A 6,168-nucleotide genomic window follows, 5' to 3' on the forward strand; every position below is an offset into this window, starting at 1 on the left:
CAGCTGCAACGGAGTCGCCGCGTTCCTTCGCGCCCCCCTCTGGCCTGCCGGCCATCTCCCCCACAAGGGGGGAGATTAGCTGTCATAGGCGCCTCGCCAATCGCCAGCGTTGCAAGATGGAAGCCGGCGCTTCAGCCGCCAATCTCCCCCCTCGTGGGGGAGATGTCCGGCAGGACAGAGAGGGGCGCTGTCCCGCCAGCATCTCAACGTGTCTTGAACCGACCTTCGGAAATCAATGCCCTGGCCGTCCCGTCTTGCCCGGGCGACGCTTCTGGCGGCGCTCGTCGGCCGGGTCCTCGTAGGAGCCGATGCCCGAACGCTGGCGGACGATGGGTTTGCTGGGATCGTCGCGTTCCTTCGCGCCCCCTTCTGTCCTGCCGGACATCTCCCCCACAAGGGGGGAGATCGGCTTTGGCTTCGCCGGCACTTTTCCCTCGACGGGCTTTTCCGTCCGCCGCACCGTCATCTCGTCGAGTGAGTTCTTGCGGAACAACGGCTTGGTGCGGTCGCCGGGAATGCCGAAGTCGGAGCCGTGCGCTTCCTGCGCCGTCTGCTTCTTGAACAGCGAGCGCGATACGGCACCGGCCGGCGTCGTCATATCCGTGCCGGGGCCCATGTCGTCGAGCCAGGGCTTGGCGAAGAGCGGCTTCTTCAACGGCACGGCGCCGTCGGCGCCCATCTCGTCGAGATGCGGCTTGCGGAACATATTGGGTCGGGCAGCCTTTGCCGCCTCTTCGGCGGCGCGGGCTTCGTCGAGCCTGCGGAAACGCTCCTGCTCCTCGGCCGTGCGATGCCTGGCGACGCCCTTGTTGTGCTTGCCCTTCTCGCGGCCCGAGGCAGGACTTTGGCTTTCCACCTCGCGCGCCAGCGGATCGTCGGAGATGGCGAGCTCCATCTCGCGCAGTCGCTTGATCTCGTCGCGGACGCGCGCCGCCTTCTCGAAATCGAGATTGGCGGCGGCATCGCGCATCTGCTTGTCCAGCGCCTCGAGATGGGTCTTCAAATTGTTGCCGATCATCGCGCCGGCGTCGTCGGTGAACTGCGAGATGTCTGCGCGGACGTGGTCCTTCTCGTAGACCGAGTCGAGGATGTCGGCGATGCGCGACTTGACGGATTCCGGCGTGATGCCGTTGGCGGCGTTCCACTCCATCTGCTTCTCGCGGCGGCGGTTGGTCTCCGCCATCGCCCGCTCCATCGAGCCGGTGATCTGGTCGGCATAGAGGATGACTTTGCCGTCGACGTTACGGGCAGCGCGGCCGATGGTCTGGATCAGCGAGGTTTCCGAACGCAGGAAACCTTCCTTGTCGGCATCGAGGATGGCGACGAAGCCGCACTCCGGAATGTCGAGGCCTTCGCGCAGGAGGTTGATGCCGACCAGCACGTCAAAGGCGCCGAGGCGGAGATCGCGCAGGATCTCGATGCGTTCCAGCGTGTCGATGTCGGAATGCATGTAGCGGACGCGAATGCCGTTCTCATGCAGATATTCGGTGAGGTCCTCGGCCATGCGCTTGGTCAGCACGGTCACCAGCGTGCGGTAGCCGAGCCTTGTCGTCTCGCGGATCTCGCCGACGACATCGTCGACCTGGCTCTTGGCCGGGCGCACCTCGACCGGCGGATCGATCAGCCCGGTCGGGCGGATGACCTGCTCGGCGAAGACGCCGCCGGACTGCTCGAGCTCCCAACCGCCGGGCGTCGCCGAAACCGCCACCGACAGCGGACGCATGGCGTCCCATTCCTCGAAACGCAGCGGCCGGTTGTCCATGCAGGAGGGCAGGCGGAAGCCGTACTCCGCCAGCGTCGCCTTGCGGCGGAAGTCGCCGCGATACATGCCGCCGATCTGCGGCACGGTGACATGGCTCTCATCGATGAAGATCAACGCATTGTCGGGCACATATTCGAACAAAGTCGGCGGCGGCTCGCCCGGGGCGCGGCCGGTGAGGTAGCGCGAATAGTTCTCGATACCAGCGCAGGAGCCGGTCGCCTCCAGCATCTCCAGGTCGAAGCGCGTGCGCTGTTCCAGCCGCTGCGCCTCCAAGAGACGCCCAGCCTTTTCAAGCTCTTGCAGGCGGTACTTGAGCTCTTCCTTGATCGACTTGATGGCTTGATTCAAGGTCGGGCGCGGCGTCACATAGTGCGAGTTGGCGTAGATCTTGACGCTCTTCAGCTCGCCGGTCTTCTGCCCGGTCAGCGGATCGAATTCCGTGATGGACTCGATCTCATCGCCGAACATCGAGATGCGCCAGGCGCGGTCTTCCAGGTGGGCGGGAAAGATCTCGATCGTGTCGCCGCGCACGCGGAACGAGCCGCGCACGAAGTTGATGTCTTGGCGCTTGTATTGCTGGGCGACGAGGTCGGCGAGAAGCGAGCGCTGGTCGAGCCGGTCGCCGACCTGCATCTGGAAGGTCATCGCCGTGTAGGTCTCGACCGAGCCGATACCGTAGATGCAGGACACCGAAGCGACGATGATGACGTCGTCGCGCTCCAGCAGCGAGCGCGTCGCCGAGTGGCGCATTCGGTCGATCTGCTCGTTGATCGAAGATTCCTTCTCGATATAGGTGTCGGTCCGGGGCACATACGCTTCCGGCTGGTAATAGTCGTAGTAGGAGACGAAATACTCGACCGCGTTCTCGGGGAAGAACTTCTTGAACTCGGCATAGAGCTGCGCGGCCAGTGTCTTGTTGGGCGCCAGGATCAGGGCAGGACGCTGCGTCTCCTCGATCACCTTGGCCATGGTGAAGGTCTTGCCCGAGCCGGTGACGCCGAGCAGCACCTGGGTGCGGTCGTTCCGGTCGACGCCTTCGACGAGATCCTTGATCGCGGTCGGCTGGTCGCCGGCGGGCTCGAAATCCGACACCATCTTGATGGCGATGCCGCCTTCCGACTTTTCCGGCCGGGCGGGACGGTGCGGCGTCCAGAGCTGGCCGTCCTTGTGCAGCGGATTGCCGGATTCGATCAGCGCCGACAGCGCGGCTACGGTCGCGGTAACCCCGCTGGACGAAACCTGCTCTGCATCCTCCAGGCTGATGTCGAGTCCGGCCACCGGGTTGAGGCCGGCGGCGGCGCGCTCCTTGGCCGAGGCCGCTCCGCCCATCGAGGTGCCGCGCGCCGTCCGCCCGGGCGCCGAGGAGCGTTCGGGGATCTTCTTCGGGGCTTTCGCCTTCGGCTGCTTTTCCGCCTCGCGCTCGATCTGCCCGGCCCAATCGGAGATCGAGCCGGTCAGCGGCGCGCCGGTGAAGTCGGCCTGCGGCGCCTCGGCGAAGCCGCCGGGATTCAGCGGCTCGGCGGCGTCGAGGAAGTCGGTCAGCGGGCTGCGCCGCTTCGGCGCGCCGTCTTGCGAAGGCGTCTTCTTGTCAGGATGTCTGGCCATGGGCCGAATATGGGTGGACTCGGCCGAAATGGAAAGAGGCGAGTGAAACGGCGCCGGTCAGGCGCGGACGCTGCTGACAGAAGGCTGTCAGGAGAGGCGTCATGATCCGATGGGGCAGGCTAACGCCGACTCAGGGTGCTCGCCTCCGCCAGAGGCGGGGAGAGGTGTCCGCGAAACGGACGGAGAGGGGGCTTCGTAAGGCGGAAGCCCTTCTCTTCGAGGCGCTTTCGCCACCCGAACCGGCGCTGCCCTCTCCGTCCCGGCTTCGCCGAGCCACCTCTCCCCCACGTCCGGCTACGCCATGCACACATCTTTCGTGGCTGGCGTGACTGATAAGGCCGAGGCTTGATTGCCACGTGGTTCCCCCAATCCGTCGCTGCTTCGCAGCGCCACCTTTCCCCCCTCCGGAGGGAAAGGAAGGGAGCGCTGCTGGACAAGCGTTGACGGCAAAAAGCTTGGCGCCTTCCTCTACCCCGTCGATCGGGGGAGAGGTGGCTCGGCGAAGCCGAGACGGAGTGGGGGTCGACCGGCGCACCATAAGACAATGCATCCGCCAGCTGCCATGTACGCTATCGCCAAAGGCCAGCCGCTTGGAAATGTGTGCATCCCCTAGCCACGCGAGGAACCCAAGACTTAATTGAACCACAGCGCAAACGTTAAAAAGCCGGCGCCGGCGAACTCGCGCTGGATCTGGTCGAAATCGTCGCTGGTGAGGATCTTGCCGCTTTCGAGATAGGGCGCGATGCCGGGGCCGGTGATCGACAGAACGAGGTCGAAGGGTTTCGGCTCGTCGAAGAAGCGCTTCATGTTGATGCCCTTGCCGGCGATGCGGAAATGCGGCAGCAGCACGCGGCCTTCGAGAAGATCCTCGGCCATCGTGAGCGTGGCGAGCCAAGCGGTTACCTGCTCCTGGCCGACGTCGAGGCCGGTGAGGGGATTGGCGCCTTTCTGCTGCGGCCCGGGCAGCCATTCGCGGTCATTGTCGGTCTCGGCCAGGATCGATTTCCAGTCCTCGCGCGACAGCCGGATCATCTCCAGCAGATGGCGCCGCGAGGCCTGCCGGCGTTCCGGCTCGATCACCGGCCAGTTGACGAGATGCACCAGCGAGATGAAGTCGGCGAAGCGCCATTCCGAGGCGAACATGTTGCCGCTCATGCCGCCGTCCAGCGGCACCAGCGCGTCCTGCAGCGGCAGTTTGGCCCGCGGGAACAGCATGTGGAATGAGCCGTCGAACATGGCTCTGAAATCATGGGCCAGCCAGAAATCGGCCTGCGCCATCAGGAATTCGGCATAGCCCTGCAGCCAGAAACCGTCGGCGCGATCAAAGCGGAAGGTGAGCGAAGGCGCGGCAGCGCTCGTGTCGATGCTGCCATGCGCGAGCGAAGCCATGATCGCGGCGAAGCTTTCGTCGGGCGCGATGGCGCCGTCTTCGTTGAGATCGATACCAGCGCGGGTGAGGTCGACGACCATGCCGACGTCGGCGTTGGCCGGGACGGAACCCAGCGTTGCGGCGGATTTTTCCAGCCGGTCGCGGAAGGAGACCAGGATGGCGCGGAATTCTTCGTAGGTCAGCGGCTGCGGGTTGGGATTGTCGGGCACGGGCAGCTGCATCAGCGGCAGCATGAAGGATTTCGGGCTATCGAAGCCGTGGCGATGCAGGCCGCCGGCGAGGAGCTCGAGCGCGGTGAAGAACTCGCTGGCGCCGGCCGCATAGGCCGCTGCCGGGTCCTTCGCCGCTGACGCCTCCAGCGTCGACAGCGCCGTGTTCCGCTCTGCCACGCTCTTCGCCTCGAACAGGGACTTGGCTGCGTCCGGCATCTCCGCCCAGGCGAAGGACGCCGGCAGGAATGCTAACAAGGCTGCTGCAAGGACCATTATACGCATCGTCATCGCCCTCCATATGCGTCACGTCGCAAGCATACACGCATTTGGCTCGTGGCGTCGCCTAGCCCACGCCGATTGGCGGCCGGCTTCAATCGGCCGGGCAGACAGTCTAGAGAAAGCAAAACTGGACCTGCCCGTGTCGAATTATCCGCTTTCCTACAAGCTGTCCTGGCTGCCACGCCTGCTGAGACCGTCTCTCGGTGGCGACCGAAGCGGTTTTGTGGCGCCGGCGGCGAGGTTGATCGATCCGCCGCCCATGCGGACGGTGCGGCTGGCGTTTGTCGGCGACATCTCGGCGGTCGCCAACCGTAATGCGCCGGAATGCGATCCGACGATTGCTGGGCTGCTTTCATCCGCCGACCTCGTGGTCGGCAATTGCGAAAGCCCGATCGTCGAACGGTCACGCGCGGCGATGGGCACATGGCTCGGCACGCATCACGCGATGAGCGAGCGCTTTCTCGCGGACGCGCTCGCAGCTGCCGGCATCGCGCGCGACAGGCTCGTTCTGTCCCTGGCCAACAACCACGTGCTCGATCAGGGCATAGCCGGTTTCGTGGAAACGCTTGCGGCGCTCGACCGGCTCGGGATCCGGACGATCGGCACGGTTGCCGGCGGACCTGTCCAGAGTCATGCCGCCGGATCGCTGACCATCGGCTTCGCGGCCTTTACGCTCTGGCGCAACACCGACACCGCGCCGTTTGAGGAACGGATTTCGATGCAGACCGCCGAATGGCCCCGCGACGCCATGTCCGGCGTCGACCTTACCTGCGCGGTGCCGCACTGGGACTGGGAGTTCCGGCATTTTCCGCGCAAGGCGACGCGGGCGCTGGCGAGGCTGCTGGCGGATAAGGGCGCCGGGCTGATCGTCGGCCATCATGCCCATGTCGTGCAGCCAATCGAGCGCATCGGTCGCGGGG

At 65.3% G+C, this 6,168-nt stretch carries 3 protein-coding genes; 1 reads left to right on the forward strand and 2 read right to left on the reverse strand.

Going from position 1 to position 6,168, the window contains the following annotated elements; genetic code table 11:
* Positions 1-232 precede the first annotated feature (232 nt).
* Together uvrB and EOA27_RS17840 are read right to left on the reverse strand one after the other, a co-directional pair.
* On the reverse strand, positions 233-3,367 hold the full coding sequence (uvrB, locus tag EOA27_RS17835) for an excinuclease ABC subunit UvrB (RefSeq protein WP_127256799.1): 3,135 nt from the start codon (positions 3,365-3,367) through the stop codon (positions 233-235).
* Between the two features lie 633 nt (positions 3,368-4,000).
* The gene (locus tag EOA27_RS17840; protein ID WP_245491113.1) at positions 4,001-5,242 is read right to left on the reverse strand and encodes a hypothetical protein; all 1,242 of its coding nucleotides are present in this window, start codon (positions 5,240-5,242) and stop codon (positions 4,001-4,003) included.
* Between the two features lie 145 nt (positions 5,243-5,387).
* Between EOA27_RS17840 and EOA27_RS17845 the strand changes: the two genes are divergently transcribed.
* A partial coding sequence (locus EOA27_RS17845) for a CapA family protein (RefSeq protein ID WP_127256801.1) occupies positions 5,388-6,168 on the forward strand: 781 nt, incomplete at its 3' end.

Origin of the sequence: Mesorhizobium sp. M2A.F.Ca.ET.037.01.1.1 (genome assembly GCF_003998075.1) — a bacterium.
GTDB lineage: Bacteria > Pseudomonadota > Alphaproteobacteria > Rhizobiales > Rhizobiaceae > Mesorhizobium.